A 14,741-nucleotide genomic window follows, 5' to 3' on the forward strand; every position below is an offset into this window, starting at 1 on the left:
GGAGAGAAAACAGAGATAGAAAAAACGGAGAGGGTGTTGACGTTTGAAAACAGAAAAGATGACGGTGAAAGCATTCGTAAACCATGTCCTTGTCGGGCATGCCATAGGAATTGTCGCAGCATTGATTCCATCAGCGCTGCTTGGTGAATTAAGCAAAGCGCTGATGGGAACGGTACCGGTTTTTGGAAGCATTTATCAATTGGTCACCATTTTCATGCTGGCCGTTCCTTTGTTGATCGGCGCAGCGGTAGCGCATCAATTCAAATTGAAGCCGATTCCGATGGTTTGTGTGGCCGCGGCGGCTTGGGCCGGATCAGGTGCCTTGCAATTCACACCAAACGGTATTGTGATCGGAGGCATGGGTGACTTAGTTAATATATTGGTGACGATCAGTTTAACATGCGGGCTCGTCTTGCTTATTGGAGGACGTCTGAAGTCCTTTGAACCGCTCATTATGCCGCCGATTATCTGTATCGTCGGAGGCGGCATGGGACTGATTGTTTATCCTCTTGTACACACGGTAACAACCGGACTTGGCGGGATGATCAATAGTTTCACAGCGCTACAGCCAGTCCTGATGGGCGTCTTGATTGCGTCAGCATTCTCAGTAATTATGATCTCGCCTGTATCAACAGTAGCCATCGCATCGGCAATTGGTATGAGCGGTATTGCCTCGGGTGCAGGCAATCTGGGCTGCGTTGCTGCGGCTGTGGGTATGTTTGTTGGTGGACTGCGTGTCAATAAAATCGGTCTTTCGCTTTCTATTGTTCTCGGAACACCTAAGATTATGATCGCAGCAATGGTTAGGCAGCCGAAAATTTTGGTGCCGATTATACTTAACGGTGCTCTACTAGGCGCACTCGGTGCCGCTTTTCAAATCAAGGGGACACCGATCAGTGCCGGATTCGGATTTTCAGGAATGGTCGGTCCAATCAATGCTATCCATTTTATGCCCGGCGGAGCGACGATTGCTAACCTGCTGATCATCGGTCTCGTATTCATTGCGGTACCTTTTGCAGGCGGATTTTTCTTCGAATGGGTCTGTCGCAGGGTGCTTCATCTGTATGAATCTGAAGACTACGGGACAGAAATGGCTGAATTTAAAAAAGAAAAACCGGAACCGCAGCCGAAGCTCGTTCTGGAAAAGGCTTAATACAGGTATACAAAACCCTCATGCAGCGCGTGAGGGTTTTTACAAGTAAAGAAAGTATATGATTCTGCCCCGTATTTAAACGAATAAACCAGTGTCTTGGCCGAGAATCAAAGTGGAGGTGCGAGACTCCTGCGGGATCAGGTGCCAGCGAGATCCCGCAGATTTCTGCTTGTCTGAGGCTCGCGGTCGTGCTCTGTTGGTGCGAGTAACCGAAGCGATGATTCAACACTGTAAAGACACAAACCAATGCTAAAAAAGGAGCTTTCGCTAAATACGCATACGTCCTGCATGCAACGCGAAAGCCATCACATCCTGTGAAAGTAAGGACCGGGCGCTTTTTGCCCGGTTTTTCTTACAAGAAAAGAAAGTATGTCGTTCTGCCTTGCTGGTATAATGATCAGCGTTATAAGATTCGGGTGTGCGATCAGGCAAGCGCCCAATCTGAGAAATAGACGGAAAAATTCCGCTTAAATTGAAAATGAATGGTAAAATCGCTTAAATAGACGGAGAAATTACCCTTATTGAATCGAAAAACGTAAAAATAGAGGTTTTTTCTCTGAATAAGCGGAAAAATTACCCTTATTTACAGGCAAAACTAGCGCCATGGTGCATATAACCGGAAAATCTCCGCTTATTTTACTCGTTACTTAATGAAGGACCGGGCGGTTTTTGCCTGGCTTTTCTTGCAACGTTAGCACCAGATGATGATTTTGTAGGGCGTGGTCTGTGCGAGGATACTTTTTGTCGAGGGACCATAAATCACAATTAAATTCCGATTGGCGGGATTGTGCGAAAAATACTGTCCATTTGTTAGTAAAATTTGTGTAAAAGGTGCCGGTGTCAAGATTAATTGTCCGTCACTGCTCAGAAGATGATCGTTGAAGAAATCGACTTTGACATTTTGATTCGGATCATCTTTAACGATGATGAGCGCTCGATACTGTGGAGGATAAATCAGTGGAACAGGTACGTTTCCGTCATAATAACCCGTGATCCTGTCGCCCACGGCTACTCGGACATGATCCACAAAGTAGGTCGTAGGCGATACGACAAAATTTACGGTACCGGAATGATTTTCTAGGGTAAATAGTTTGTAACAGCCCTGACCTTCTTCGCTTGGTCCGATCATAAAATCACTGATCATTGTGACCACGCCTTGAAAGGATTGCCAGTTAATGTTCATTTAAATCACCCGGATTCTCTGCAGATTTATTCAATCTACACTATGACAATGGCCCGAATCGGTGATTCGTAATTGAATGCTTGAGGGCATAAAAAACCGTGTTCAGATTTCTGAACACGGTTGGTCAGCCTGCTTGTCCTGTTAAGGATTCAGTATGTTTTCAATTTGATTTAATGTTTCTGTATTAAGTGCGACATCAGCCGCCTTAGCGTTATCCACGATTTGGTCGGGCCTGCTGGCGCCGACAACGACACTGGCAACGTTGTCTTGACGAAGAATCCAGGCGAGTGCCAACTGAGCCATGCTGATGCCAAGTTCGGCAGCGATTTTCTTAAGCTCAGCAACTTTATTCAAGTTATCTTCCGTCAAATACTCTCGGATACCGCCTTTGTTTTCAGCTGCCCGACTTCCGGATGGGAAATCGCTAATCGACGTATATTTTCCGGCCAGAACACCCTGAGCGAGCGGAGACCAGCATACTTGGCTGACTCCATGTGCCTGACTCGCGGGAATGACTTCTTTTTCAATTTCTCGTGCGAGCATATTGTACTTCGATTGATTGGCGACAAAATGATTGAGCAATTTCTGATCGGCAATCTGCGCGGCCTCGGTGATCTGAGCTGCGGTCCATTCGCTGACGCCGATATAGTTGACTTTGCCCTGGTGGATCAGGTCATCGAACGCGCGCAAGGTTTCTTCAATTGGTGTTTCGTTATCAAAGCGGTGGCAGTAGTACAGATCGATGTAATCGACATCCAGTCGTTTTAGACTGGCATTCGCTTGCTCCATGATATGCTTACGAGACAGACCGCGGTCATTCGGTCCGTCGCCCATTGGGAAGTAGACTTTTGTTGAGAGTACGATTGATTCGCGGGGAAAGGCTTTGATTGCTTTGCCAACCACTTTTTCCGCTTCTCCGCGCATATAGACATTTGCCGTATCAAAGAAATTAATGCCGAGATCATAAGCTTTTAGAATCGTATTCACTGCATTTTCGTTGGCGACATAGCCACCGTAAGTTAGCCAGCTGCCGAGACTGACGGTGCTGACCTTAAGACCTGTGTTGCCAAGACGACGATAGTTCATGGAAACCCTCCTCAAGCCATATTTAATTATCGTTGTGTGTATGCTGCAACGTATAGTTCTATGATAATCTTGCGCATTTGTAAGCGTCAAACAATAGGGGAACAAAAAGCTAGTATGTGCAACGATTGATTCGGATGTCCGTTTGGCAATAGCTCTGTTTTTCGGTTGCTATTTTAATTGGCCATGATATAATAAAAAACAACCTTAAACAGAAAGGATCTCGAAGATGATGAACCAGCTGAAGACGAAAGACTGGTATTATTATACTTTCTATTACTTTAGATAGTCGTTCGTACCCCTCTGTGTACGAACGAGTCATTCGTTTGTATCTAGAGTTGGGGAGCTAATAATACAGCACCAGCCGGATGCAGTAAGGCAGAAAACCCGACTGGTCAGAAAGCTTCAGCATTATCTTGAGATTTCTCGAAACCAGCCGGATCGCTATTGGCTGGTTTTTATTTTTCATTATAGATAAGGGATAGGAGAGGAAAAGATGGAGAACGCAAGGCATCTACGTTTGAAAAGTGTGTTGTACCTGAATTATTTGGTGCATGGAATGGGCTTAATCATCCTGACGCAGAACATGAGGGCATTGGCGGAGAGCTGGCAGACGCCGCTCGCGACGGTTTCCTATGTCGTTTCCGGCATCGGAATCGGACGTTTGCTTGCGTATTACATTTTAGGCACATTGTCTGACAAATACGGACGGAAAACATTCATTGCCTTTGGTATGATCAGCTACGCGGTTGCTCTTTTCGGCATGGCAGTGACCACTGATTTTAAGATTGCTTATTTACTAGCCATTCTCCTCGGAGTTGCTAACTCTGCACTGGATTCCGGAACTTACCCTACATTTCTTGAATTAAAGGGAGAAAACGGGTCAGCCAATATTCTGATTAAAGCAGCAATGTCGATTGGGGAATTCATCTTGCCGATCATGATTGCCTTTAATGAAAGCATTAATGGTTGGTACGGCATTATTTTTCTTTTCGTCGGAGCGATTGTTCTGATCAATCTGCTGATGCTGATTAAACTTCGATTCCCAGAACGAGTGTATCAGGAAAAAAGTCAGGCCTCACCGAATACGAGAGCAGTGAGAATTTCGCGGGCACGAATCGGCTTATTCATCATTCTCTCGTTATACGGATATTGTTCCATGGCGATGATGATTCTCTTTACGCAATGGATTACCTTATTCGGCGTTAGCGTTCTGCACATGAGCAATTTTTCCGCTCATTTTCTTTTGTCGCTCTACAGCATAGGATCAATCACGGGTGTACTGCTGATCTTTATTTTGCTCCACCGGATTACTGATGAAATGAAATTTGTAGCGATTTTGAATGGCCTTTCTTTTCTGATCCTGCTTGTGATTTGTTTCTCCGGCAATGCAATGCTCGTTACGCTTTGCTCGTTCTTTTTCGGTATGACAGCCGCAGGCGGTGTCATGCAGGTGGGCTTGAATATTTTCGGTAAGCTTTTCCCGGAGAAAAAAGGAAAGATAACAGGTATTTATTTTTCCTTTGGCAGTCTTGCTTCATTTACGATCCCAATTATTACCGGTATGCTCTCACAATACAGTTTTGCCGCCGTCATGCGTGCGGACGGCGTGATCGCACTGTTTTCTTTTGTCTTATGTATGATCGGTCATCGCCTCATGGACACAGCGGATAATCAGAAAGCAGTTCTGGTCCGATGATAACGATCGTTATTGACGGCTTAGGTCTGATCGGCGGATCGCTCGCGATGGGGATCAGAAAGCAATGGCCGAATGCTAAAATTTATGCAGTTGATACCAATCGGGCATCTCTTGAATTTGCCAAAGTACAAGGCATTATCGATGATGGCTGCGATACGTTAGAAGATATTACGAGGCAAGCAGATTTCATCATTCTTGCGACATCGGTCGATTTAATCCTCACGCATCTGAACGTATTGTCACAGCTTAAGTTAAAGAGAGGCGCTATCGTCACGGATGTCGGAAGTACAAAAAAGGAAATCATGGAGTATTCGGAACCGCTTATACATCAAGGAATATCATTTATCGGTGGGCATCCGATGGCAGGCTCGCAGCGAAGCGGCATCCATGCCGCACGTTCGGATCTGTTCCAGGAGGCAAATTATTTCCTGATTCCGCATGACGAGGATATAATGAGCGAGCAGGCCATGGGACAAATAAAAGAACTATTAAACGGATTGGGCGTCTGCTGGAAACAGTTATCAGCGGAAGCACATGATCGAATAGTCGGTCAGCTCAGCCATCTCCCGCATATTCTTGCGGCAGGTCTCGTTAATCGGACAAAGTGTGAAGCGGAGCAAATGCATTTCCCAATCCAGTATGCAAGCAGCGGATTTAAAAGCACGACGCGGATTGCCGCATCCGATCCACAGATGTGGACAGCCATTTTGCAAAGTAATTCGGACATACTGATTGAAGATATTGAGCGTTTTGAATCTTATCTTGATGAAATGAAAACGGCACTTCAAAAGGGTGATATGGAATACATCTGCCGCTATTTTCGTCAGGCGAAGGCGATACGAATAAACTTAGATCAAGATAAAACATATAATTCAGATCGTTTCAGGTGATAAAAAATGGTGGAAGCAATAGTGACCGGCTTTATGGGAAGCGGAAAAACGACGATAGGCAAATTGCTGGCAAATGGTGCGCATCGAAGGCATCTTGATCTGGATGATCTTATCGTGCAGCATGCATCAAAAACAATAAATCAGATCTTCGCCGAGCATGGGGAAGCCTATTTTAGAGTGCTGGAGACAGAACTCCTGTCGGCAGCTCTCGGTCAATCCGGCGTTTTATCAACGGGCGGCGGAACGATCGGAAATGAAAAAAATCAACAACTGCTCGGGAAAAACGAAGCTCCGGTGATTTACTTAAAAACCTCCTTTGAGTCGATTATCGAACGACTGAACGGCGATCAAACGCGTCCTCTTGTTCAAAAGGGTACCGAAGCATTAAAAGATCTCTATCAGCGCAGAAGACATGATTACGAACAATCGGCTGATTTGGTTGTTGTCACAGATGACAAGTCTCCGGAACAAATAGTGAATGAAATTCAACAAAGCATCAGGTTGTGAACCTCATACATGGTCTAGAAAGAAGCGAGAATCTCATTGTCTTGCTTCTTTTTTATACAATAGGTGATCATAAGAAATTTGCTGCGCGTGAGCTTGCTTTGTGTTCATCTCCCGTTCATCATCAGCAACTATCATCTTTTTTGAAGAAGAAGCGACAAAAGATCCGTCTGTGGGTTGAGAACATTCCCGTCGCGCGTTCATTATAAAAAATTTGGATTCCAATTATAGTAGGAAAAAGAGGAGGAATGAAAATGAACGTAAATAAAAATATGCGAGACAATAGCGAATGGGCCGTTGAGGCGCAAGGATTAGTGAAAAAGTTTGGCAGCAACTATGCTGTTGACGGCGTCAATCTTAATGTGAGGCCGGGAGCTATTTATGGTGTGCTCGGGCCGAATGGAGCAGGGAAAACCACAACAATTAAAATGCTTGCGACTTTATTGCGGCCAGATGCAGGATCAGCAAAAATATTCGGATACGATGTGGTCAAGGAACCACAGATTGTGCGTCAATTGATCGGAGTAACAGGACAGTATGCTTCAGTTGATGAATCGCTCACGGCGACCGAGAACTTGGTGATCTTCTCTCGGCTGCTCGGCTTAGGACGTGCAGAGGCAAAGCATAAATCAGCGGAATTGCTTGAAGAATTCGGCTTAACAGAAGCTGCAAAACGCCCGTTGAAAAATTTCTCGGGAGGCATGCGCCGCCGCCTCGATCTGGCGGCAAGCCTGATCGCCCAGCCACCGCTCATTTTTTTGGATGAACCGACAACAGGACTGGATCCGCGAACACGCAATCAAATGTGGGCCACCATTCGTCGATTGGTCAAAACAGGCTCAACCGTGCTTTTGACAACGCAGTACTTGCAAGAAGCAGATGAACTGGCGGATCGGATCGCGGTCATTGATCGCGGACGAGTCGTTGCGGAAGGTACAGCAGATGAGCTGAAAGCTTCGATTGGCCGATCATCGCTGCAATTGAGGATTCAAGAGTCTCAAGATACTGAGCTTGCGCGGCGGACTGTCGAACGGGTGCTTAGTGTTCATTCCACCGTTTCACCGGAAGGCGCTAAGATCACCGCGCCAATGGCTGACGCAGACAAGGTTACCGATCTTCTTATTGCACTTCGAGAAGCCGGAATCAAGCTGGCTGAAATGAGTGTGCAGAAACCGACTCTTGACGAGGTTTTTCTGACCATCACCGGTCATGGGGTTAAGGAGGACGCATCGAAGGAGACGGATGCGCAAGAAAAAATGAACGAGGGGGTTAAGCAATGAAAAGCGCTTCAATTACACCGGTATCCGAACGCGGGATGAAAAATAACACGAGCCTTGGGCAGACCTTCCGCAATTCATTAACGATGGCTTACAGAGGATTATTGAAAATCCGGCGCACACCTGAGCAATTATTCGATGTCACGCTCCAGCCCATTATCTTTACACTGATGTTTACGTATATCTTCGGCGGGGCGATCTCCGGAGATGTACAAAGCTATCTTCCGGTTATTATTCCCGGCATCCTCGTACAGACAGTCATCACGACATCAATTGTTACCGGTGTGCAGCTGCGTGAGGATATGGATAAAGGCGTATTCGATCGATTTAAGTCGCTGCCGATCGCGCGTATTGCTCCACTGGCCGGCGCGCTGCTGGCGGATACGATCCGCTATACCATTGCGACCGTACTCACATTCACCATGGGATATATCATGGGCTATCGGCCTGACGGGGGTTTGGCATATGTCATTCTTGCCGCTCTTCTCGTCATTGTGTGCTCCTGGGCAATCAGCTGGATCTTTGCTTTCTTTGGCGTGATTGCGCGAACGGCTTCAAGTGTACAGGGAATCTCAATGCTGGTGTTGTTTCCGCTCACATTTCTCTCTAATGCGTTTGTACCGGTAAAAACAATGCCAGGCTGGCTCCGCTGGTTTGCAGACATCAATCCGGTCTCACATTTAATTACAGCGGTTCGGCATTTGACGAACTCCGGGACCTTTGGCTGGGATTTTGCGTTGACGCTTATCGGGGCGGCGGTCATTGTGGTTATTTTTGCGCCGCTTACAGTTCGCGCGTATATGCGCCGTACTTGAACTTAATTTTTAAACCTGCGATCATTTGATTCATTTATATGCCGGTGATGGAATCCGTGAAAATAAGTCTTAAGGCGTAGCGAATTCCCCGCCTCACGCTCATTATCAAAACTCCAGCCGTGCATTATAGTAAGCATATAGACTTAGATCTGCATAAGTAATGGATTATTTTTTCGCTGATCAAGCTCGTACAGGGCTTACGAATGTGTCACGAAAGGAACGAATGAAAATGGGAATGATCTTTGGATTCATTGCAGCGATTATTGTTTTTGTCGTGCTTATCGTGGTTGGCGGCGCGTTAATTACAGCCTTTGCGTGGATTGCGGTCGGTATTCTTGCACTGATTTTATTTCTCTTTTTCGGGTTTATGCTGAAATGGTTATTGATCATTTTGATCATTGTAGCTATCTGGAAATTAGTGAAATGGATGTTCACGAGATAATTCCGAAAGCAGTTGAGAGAATGTCACTACTTGTTTTTGGAAAACTATTCGCGATTTCCATATTGAAAGAGCAGATCTGCACGAGGCGATCTGCTCTTTTGTCATGTTCCTGTCTTACAGATTAAGCTAATACCAACTGGTAGGCCCATCGTTTTCCGTTCGGCATATCCAAATGAACAACGCCGCGATACTCGAATCCTGCTTGCTTGATGACATGCTGCATGCGGGGATTTTCAGGATGCGTATCAATGCGGATGTCAGTATGGCCATTCAGTGCAGCGGCAGTAATGAGAAATGTCATGAGCGAAGAAGCCAAATGACGGCCGCGATAATCAGGAGAGAGCGCTACTCGATGAATGGATGCATATGAGGATGCACTCGTTTGAATCCAAGAGCCGGACTCAATGGCCTCATAGGCAGGTTCTATTTTCGCAAAAAGAACTCCGGTACCTGCAACTCGTCCGTCAACGATGAGCACATGGCTGATCTCCTGGGCGATATCCTCTTTCAAGGTTGCGTCGTCTGGGTATCCGTCCTGCCATTGATCAATTCCATCAGCCTTCAATAAGAGCTTAGCCTCATCAATAATCTTTTTAATCTCAGGAAAATCATGGCTTGTTGCCTTACGTAAATAAGTAGTCAAACGTGGTCCCCCTATCGCAATTCATACTCCTGTTGCAAAAAAATCTATGTATGCTCATTATAGGATACAGGTTCAACAAGAGGCAATTAATACACTAGTGTTTAACAAGGGAATCGTTGAAAGATGACACAATAAATAAAGGCAATGTGCTGCTAATAAAAATGGAGGAATGAACATGGATAAAAAAGAGCGTGCAACAATATTGGGTATTGGGGTCATCGGAGGGATGATTACAGGTTTGGTTTTTAAAGCTGTGTATCCGTGCCTTGTGTCAGGCATCCTTGTATCGGCGATCATAACGGTCATGCTGACACAGAAGCAGAAAAGGAATCAAAAATGAAGGTCACTAAGATCTTTACTTTTATTATGGGCCAAACAATGAACGTGAGACGTATTAATCACGTATACATATGATTTGCGATGCTCCGAGCCTAAATAGTTACGCTTTTTCTCCTTGATACGGTAAACTTAAAACGAAAAGTAGGACCACAGTACTCAAAGTAACCAGTGGTGATCAAAAAAGTGAGAGGCTTCTCGTGTAGTATGGAGAAAAATAAAGAATTCGGCCTTGGTGCGACATCGGGGCTGCTTCTTTGTAATCGAGTGATGACAAATTCATTTGGGAGTGGAGCATATGGTATTAGGTTCAATTGAAGCAGGCGGAACAAAATTTATCGCGGCGATCGGTGATCATCAAATGAATATCATCGACACGATTACAGTTCCGACAACGAAACCGGAAGAAACGATGAAGCCGATTTTTCGTTTTTTCGATCAGTTTCAACTCGATGCGGTCGGTATCGGTTCCTTTGGCCCAATTGATGTTAACCAGGATTCGAACACCTACGGGTATATTACATCAACTCCGAAACCCCATTGGAAAAATTTTAATTTTGTCGGGAATCTGAGCAGTCATTATGAAGTGCCGATCGCGTGGAATACGGACGTGAATGCGGCAGGCTATGCTGAGTATGTTTTGGGGAACGCCAAGGGTACGAAAAGCTGTCTGTATTTGACGATCGGTACCGGGATCGGCGGAGGCTTTGTCAATCAAGGCAAAATTCTGAATGCATACAGCCATCCGGACGATAACTATGAGGGAAATTGTCCGTTTCACAAGGATTGTCTGGAGGGGATGGCTTCCGGTCCGGCAGTTGAAAAGCGTTGGGGGAAAAAGGGTGTTGATCTTGCCGAACGGTCCGAAGTCTGGGAGCTTGAAGCTTATTACCTTGCTCAAGCACTGATTAGTTACACACTTGTTCTGCGTCCGGAACGGATTATTCTGGGAGGCGGGCTCATGAAACAGAAGCAGATATTTCAGCTGATCAGAGCGCATTTTAAGAACATGCTTAACGACTATGTGGATCTGCCTGACTTAGAAAACTACATCCAGCCTGTTGGACTTAACGATCAGGCAGGAATTATCGGCGGCTTTTTGCTGGCGAAAAATCAATTGGAAAAATAAATAGGTTTGCATGCAAAAATCCCTCCTAGACCGGTACTAAACCGGTGAAGGAGGGAGTTTCAAATGATGATCTTAAATTTGCCGGCGAAGTTGTCAGTCTAACGGTGTCCATTCCCAATTCACTACTTCCGGAAGGTCTGCACCTTCCTCGCGGATGTAGCGATTATGCTTGGCGATCATGCGATCCATTTGCGCAATGAACGCATCGCCTTTCTCTGCATAGCTCGGCTGCAGCATAATTGCCGTTTTGGCAAGATGGAACCGATCCAAATGGTTCAGCACGCGCATGTCAAACGGTGTTGTAATATCTCCATTTTCACGATAGCCGTGTACGGTCAGGTTTGTGTTGTGACGGCCAAAGAACAGATCTTCGATTAAGTCCTCATAGCCATGAAAAGCAAAAAGTACTGGTTTGTTTTTTGTAAAATAGTGATCGAATGCTTCATCCGTTAATCCTCTCGGACTCTTTCTAGGACTTTTCAGCTTCAACAAATCCACCACATTAATGAAGCGAATTTTCATTTCAGGGAAAGCATGGTGCAGCAATTGAATGGCGGCGAGACTCTCCAGTGTCGGTTCGGTGCCGGAGCTTGCAATAACGAGATCGGTCTCTGTTCCTTGATCGGTACTGGCCCAGTCGATAATTCCCAATCCGTTATCGACCAATTCGGAGGCCTCATCAATGGAAAACCATTGTTGCCGCGGGTGCTTCGAGGCCACGACTAAATTAATCTTGTCTCGGCTCCGGAACAGTTTATTCGCGACGGCGAGCAGTGTATTGGCGTCTGCCGGAAGGTATTCACGAATATATTCATGCTTTTTCTCAGCGAGATGCGAGAGCAGTCCCGGATCCTGGTGTGTGTAGCCGTTGTGATCCTGCTGGAAAACCGTTGAAGAAGCAATAAGGTTTAACGATGGACACGACTTTCTCCAAGCAAGTTCACTCGATTTGCGCAGCCATTTGAAATATTGTGTGAGCATCGAATCCACAACTCTCAGGAACGCTTCATAGCTGGCAAAAAATCCATGACGGCCGGTCAAAATGTATCCTTCAAGCCAGCCCTCGGCTTGATGTTCGGAGAGCTGTGCATCCAATACCCGACCGGAAGGCGCGACGAATTCATCGCGAGGCTCATCAATTTCACCCAACCATTGTCGGCTTGTGACTTCGAAAATAGATGTCAGCCGATTAGATGCCGTTTCATCAGGACCGAAAATGCGGAAATTATGCGGATTGAGCGGGATGATATCTCGGACATACTTCCCTAAGATAATCATATCTTGAGTAACTTGACTGCCTCGTTCCCGGATGTCGACCGCATAATGACGATAATCCGGCAGGCGAAGCGCTCGCGGTTCGATTCCTCCGTTCGTGATCGGATTGACCGCCATCCGCTTGTTTCCTTTAGGAATGATCGAAGCAATCTCAGTTTTTAAGGAACCGTCCGAGTTGAACAGTTCTTCCGGTTTATAAGATTTCAGCCACTGAATCAGTGCATCCACATGCTCCAAATGATGCTGGTCAACCGGAATGGGAATTTGATGAGACCGGAAAGAATCTTCAACAGGCTTGCCTTCCCACATCTTCGGTCCCGTCCAGCCTTTAGGGCTTCGGAAGATGATGACCGGCCATTTTGGCATAGCTGCATCGTTATGATCTCGGGCATTTTTCTGGATGGTTTTAATTTTTTCAAGGGCTTGGTCCAGCACTTTTGCCATGGCCGGATGAACGGCTTGCGGATCGCTGCCTGCGACAAAGTAAGGATCCCAACCCAATCCCTCAAAATAGCTTCTTAAATCCTCATCGGAAGTTCGGGAAAACAGGGTCGGATTGCTTAATTTATACCCATTAATATAGACAATCGGCAAAAGAGCGCCGTCGTATATTGGGTTAATGAAATGGTTTGCGTGCCACGAGGCGGCAAGAGGTCCTGTTTCAGCCTCACCGTCACCCACTACGACAGCAGCGATTTGATCCGGATTATCCAGAATGGCACCGACGCCGTGTGAAATGGAATAGCCGAGTTCGCCGCCTTCGTGAATGGATCCGGGGGTTTCGGGAGCGGCATGCGACGCAACACCGCCCGGCCAGGAAAATTGTTTGAAAAGACGCTGCATACCTGCTTTATCCTGCGAGATATTCGGATAAATTTCACTGTAGCTGCCGTCAAGATAGGCATTCGAAACCATAACCTGTCCGCCGTGACCGGGTCCTTCAATATAGAACATGTTCACATCATACTTGTTAATAATTCGATTCAAATGGGCATAGATAAAATTTTGACCGGAGATCGTTCCCCAATGTCCAATCGGATGAACTTTAATGTCGCTTGGCACAATCGGCCGATCAAGCAGCGGGTTGTCTTTTAAGTAAATTTGACCGATGGACAGATAGTTCGCGGCACGCCAGTATTTATCAACTTTATCCAGATAGGATTCAGAAGAGTAGTCCACTATTTTTTCTACTGATTCATTCATCATACGCGGCTCCTTTCAAAAGCGGGAATAAGTTTGACTGGTACAATAGTGCGGATAGTATAGTGTTCGTCAAGCGGGATAAAAAAATAAGTAAATGCTGGTTAATTCATGGAATGCTTTATTCTTACCATAAGTCTATTTTCGCTAAATGGGAAGCAGATTCCTGTTTGGTTTTCTGCGTACTTGGCCTTATCAATGAAAGCACTGTGAAACATATCGTGTTATGGATATAATGGAGAAGGATCCGTTAAGTGATTCAAGGCAGCAATAGGCGTGGACGCTCTGATGACCGCACTTATTAAAAATACAGATGGCAGACAGATCTCAACATAAGCAATGGAGGTTATGAGCATGAGTGAAGAACAATTGAAGCTTAGCTATTTCTTTGAGAATATGGATAGCTTCTACGTTCCGGAAGTTTTCCAAGGGGTTGAGTATCCTTGGGAAGCATTGCAAAAGGCGACGGAAATTATAAAGCAACGTGTGGAAAACAACAATCTGAAAAAGAATGACGGAGAACTTGCTGAGGGAAGCTATCTGCACGGCAATTATTCGATCGGCAAGGGGACACAAATTCATTCGCAAGTCACCATTGAAGGACCGGTCATTATCGGCGAAAACGTCACAATTCAGTCCGGGGCGCTGATTCGTCCGTATACGATGATCGGCAATAACTGTGTGATCGGCCATGGCTGCGAAGTGAAGCATGCAATTATCAGCAACGGTGCTAAGGTACAGAGCTTCACGTTTGCCGGCGACTCGGTCATTGGACAAGGCGCACGTGTCGGTTCCGGTACGATTATTGCAAATAGGCGTTTTGATCAGGGTATCATCGGGGTCAAGGTCGGCGATACGTATACAAAGTTTGATACTGATTTCTTCGGTTGTGTGCTTGGCGATTTCAGCCGAATCGGTGCCAATTCGGCAACCTTACCTGGAACGTGCATCGGGCCGTATACATGGGTGTTCCCATTGACGCGCGCCCACGGATTTATTCCAAAAGAAACACGAGTATCGATGGGCGGCAAGGAACTTAACCTTACACCGAACAAGAAAATGAAGCTGAAGCCGTAAATAAAACTGAAAGTAAAGAGAAGCGTTCTCCCGCG

At 45.9% G+C, this 14,741-nt stretch carries 14 protein-coding genes; 10 read left to right on the top strand and 4 right to left on the bottom strand.

What is annotated here, in order from left to right; all coding sequences use genetic code 11:
- Positions 1-43: 43 nt before the first annotated feature.
- Positions 44-1,153 (top strand): PTS sugar transporter subunit IIC, encoded by a 1,110-nt coding sequence (locus AC1MBV_RS09835; RefSeq protein WP_480948165.1) that lies wholly within the window; start codon positions 44-46, stop codon positions 1,151-1,153.
- A gap of 691 nt (positions 1,154-1,844) precedes the next feature.
- On the opposite strand, the gene AC1MBV_RS09840 is transcribed toward AC1MBV_RS09835, so the two are convergent.
- Together AC1MBV_RS09840 and AC1MBV_RS09845 are read right to left on the bottom strand one after the other, a co-directional pair.
- Positions 1,845-2,336, bottom strand: coding sequence for a hypothetical protein (locus AC1MBV_RS09840; RefSeq protein ID WP_255747926.1), 492 nt, complete (start codon positions 2,334-2,336; stop codon positions 1,845-1,847).
- Positions 2,337-2,477: 141 nt separating this feature from the next.
- Positions 2,478-3,422 (bottom strand): aldo/keto reductase family protein, encoded by a 945-nt coding sequence (locus AC1MBV_RS09845; protein WP_255747924.1) that lies wholly within the window; start codon positions 3,420-3,422, stop codon positions 2,478-2,480.
- Between the two features lie 526 nt (positions 3,423-3,948).
- On the opposite strand from AC1MBV_RS09845, the gene AC1MBV_RS09850 reads away from it, so the two are divergent.
- The 6 genes from AC1MBV_RS09850 to AC1MBV_RS09875 all read left to right on the top strand — a co-directional run bounded on the left by AC1MBV_RS09850 (position 3,949) and on the right by AC1MBV_RS09875 (position 9,046).
- A complete protein-coding gene (locus tag AC1MBV_RS09850; RefSeq protein ID WP_480948280.1) occupies positions 3,949-5,118 on the top strand; it encodes an MFS transporter in 1,170 nt (389 codons plus the stop codon).
- On the top strand, positions 5,115-6,008 hold the full coding sequence (locus tag AC1MBV_RS09855) for a prephenate dehydrogenase (RefSeq protein ID WP_480948166.1): 894 nt from the start codon (positions 5,115-5,117) through the stop codon (positions 6,006-6,008). Before AC1MBV_RS09850 ends, AC1MBV_RS09855 begins: the two co-directional genes overlap by 4 nt.
- Positions 6,009-6,014: 6 nt before the next feature.
- The gene (locus AC1MBV_RS09860) at positions 6,015-6,515 is read left to right on the top strand and encodes a shikimate kinase (RefSeq protein ID WP_480948167.1); all 501 of its coding nucleotides are present in this window, start codon (positions 6,015-6,017) and stop codon (positions 6,513-6,515) included.
- A 251-nt stretch (positions 6,516-6,766) separates the two neighbouring features.
- Positions 6,767-7,792, top strand: coding sequence for an ATP-binding cassette domain-containing protein (locus tag AC1MBV_RS09865; protein ID WP_480948168.1), 1,026 nt, complete (start codon positions 6,767-6,769; stop codon positions 7,790-7,792).
- Entirely contained in the window at positions 7,789-8,604 is an 816-nt protein-coding gene (locus AC1MBV_RS09870) for an ABC transporter permease (RefSeq protein ID WP_480948169.1), read from the top strand. Before AC1MBV_RS09865 ends, AC1MBV_RS09870 begins: the two co-directional genes overlap by 4 nt.
- A gap of 160 nt (positions 8,605-8,764) precedes the next feature.
- Positions 8,765-9,046, top strand: a complete 282-nt coding sequence (locus AC1MBV_RS09875; RefSeq protein WP_255747914.1) for a hypothetical protein — start codon at positions 8,765-8,767, stop codon at positions 9,044-9,046.
- A 121-nt stretch (positions 9,047-9,167) separates the two neighbouring features.
- Here AC1MBV_RS09875 and AC1MBV_RS09880 read toward each other — a convergent pair whose 3' ends face one another.
- Entirely contained in the window at positions 9,168-9,689 is a 522-nt protein-coding gene (locus AC1MBV_RS09880; RefSeq protein ID WP_255747913.1) for a GNAT family N-acetyltransferase, read from the bottom strand.
- Positions 9,690-9,864: 175 nt separating this feature from the next.
- On the opposite strand from AC1MBV_RS09880, the gene AC1MBV_RS09885 reads away from it, so the two are divergent.
- Positions 9,865-10,029, top strand: coding sequence for a hypothetical protein (locus tag AC1MBV_RS09885; protein ID WP_255747911.1), 165 nt, complete (start codon positions 9,865-9,867; stop codon positions 10,027-10,029).
- 294 nt (positions 10,030-10,323) lie between these two features.
- Positions 10,324-11,154, top strand: a complete 831-nt coding sequence (locus tag AC1MBV_RS09890; RefSeq protein ID WP_255747909.1) for an ROK family protein — start codon at positions 10,324-10,326, stop codon at positions 11,152-11,154.
- Positions 11,155-11,247: 93 nt separating this feature from the next.
- Here the strand turns inward: AC1MBV_RS09890 and AC1MBV_RS09895 are convergent, their stop codons facing one another.
- Positions 11,248-13,632: a phosphoketolase family protein gene (locus tag AC1MBV_RS09895; protein WP_370645989.1), complete on the bottom strand. Its 2,385-nt coding sequence runs from the start codon at positions 13,630-13,632 to the stop codon at positions 11,248-11,250.
- A 351-nt stretch (positions 13,633-13,983) separates the two neighbouring features.
- Between AC1MBV_RS09895 and AC1MBV_RS09900 the strand changes: the two genes are divergently transcribed.
- Complete coding sequence (locus AC1MBV_RS09900) at positions 13,984-14,706, top strand: LbetaH domain-containing protein (RefSeq protein WP_255747905.1); 723 nt, start codon at positions 13,984-13,986, stop codon at positions 14,704-14,706.
- Positions 14,707-14,741: the final 35 nt, after the last annotated feature.

This window comes from Sporolactobacillus sp. PKPK-6, assembly GCF_056678885.1.

Excerpts from the sequence above, each read along its gene's own strand:
- AC1MBV_RS09840 (WP_255747926.1), bottom strand. The coding sequence starts at position 2,336 with ATGAACATTAACTGGCAATCCTTTCAAGGCGTGGTCACAATGATCAGT.
- AC1MBV_RS09845 (WP_255747924.1), bottom strand. The coding sequence starts at position 3,422 with ATGAACTATCGTCGTCTTGGCAACACAGGTCTTAAGGTCAGCACCGTC.
- AC1MBV_RS09855 (WP_480948166.1), top strand. The coding sequence starts at position 5,115 with ATGATAACGATCGTTATTGACGGCTTAGGTCTGATCGGCGGATCGCTC.
- AC1MBV_RS09860 (WP_480948167.1), top strand. The coding sequence starts at position 6,015 with ATGGTGGAAGCAATAGTGACCGGCTTTATGGGAAGCGGAAAAACGACG.
- AC1MBV_RS09865 (WP_480948168.1), top strand. The coding sequence starts at position 6,767 with ATGAACGTAAATAAAAATATGCGAGACAATAGCGAATGGGCCGTTGAG.
- AC1MBV_RS09870 (WP_480948169.1), top strand. The coding sequence starts at position 7,789 with ATGAAAAGCGCTTCAATTACACCGGTATCCGAACGCGGGATGAAAAAT.
- AC1MBV_RS09875 (WP_255747914.1), top strand. The coding sequence starts at position 8,765 with ATGGATTATTTTTTCGCTGATCAAGCTCGTACAGGGCTTACGAATGTG.
- AC1MBV_RS09885 (WP_255747911.1), top strand. The coding sequence starts at position 9,865 with ATGGATAAAAAAGAGCGTGCAACAATATTGGGTATTGGGGTCATCGGA.
- AC1MBV_RS09890 (WP_255747909.1), top strand. The coding sequence starts at position 10,324 with ATGGTATTAGGTTCAATTGAAGCAGGCGGAACAAAATTTATCGCGGCG.
- AC1MBV_RS09895 (WP_370645989.1), bottom strand. The coding sequence starts at position 13,632 with ATGAATGAATCAGTAGAAAAAATAGTGGACTACTCTTCTGAATCCTAT.
- AC1MBV_RS09900 (WP_255747905.1), top strand. The coding sequence starts at position 13,984 with ATGAGTGAAGAACAATTGAAGCTTAGCTATTTCTTTGAGAATATGGAT.